Genomic DNA, 471 nt, shown 5'->3' with positions numbered 1-471 from the left:
GCCCACCACAGGGCCGCCCGGAGCGCCGCGGGGCGGGGCACCGACCTCCACGCCTGGGCGGAGGCCCACTTCAAGGGGGAAAGGCCTCCCCTCCCCGAGGAGGAGCCCCTCCGGGGGATGGCCCGGCGCCTGGCGGACTGGTGGGACGGGAACGGGGGCAGGCTCCTGCGCTCCGAGGAGGCGGTCTTCCACCCGGAGCACCGCTACGCCGGGCGGGTGGACCTGGTGGCCCGCTGTGGGGACAGGCTCGTGGTGGTGGACCTGAAGACCTCCTCCCGGGTCTACCCGGAGCACCTCCTGCAGGTGGGGGCTTACGCCCTGGCCCTGCGGGAGGAGGGGCTGGCGGTGGAGGGGGGCTTCGTGGTGGCCCTGCGGGAGGGGATGAAGGTGGCCGAGGTCCCCCTGGAGGAGGCGGGGGAGGCCTTCCTGGGGCTCCTGGCTGTTCACCGTTTCCTGAGGGGCTTGGGGCTG

At 74.7% G+C, this 471-nt stretch carries 1 protein-coding gene; it reads left to right on the top strand.

Going from position 1 to position 471, the window contains the following annotated elements; all coding sequences use genetic code 11:
• Window positions 1–471 (top strand): CRISPR-associated protein Cas4 (locus ACYQ0J_RS00265; RefSeq protein WP_460170231.1); only part of this gene is annotated, 471 nt, incomplete at both ends.

It is taken from the genome of Thermus sp. FJN-A, assembly GCF_054655095.1.
The sequence above is the reverse complement of the archived record's forward strand: the minus strand, read 5'-3'. Positions and strand labels throughout refer to the sequence as shown.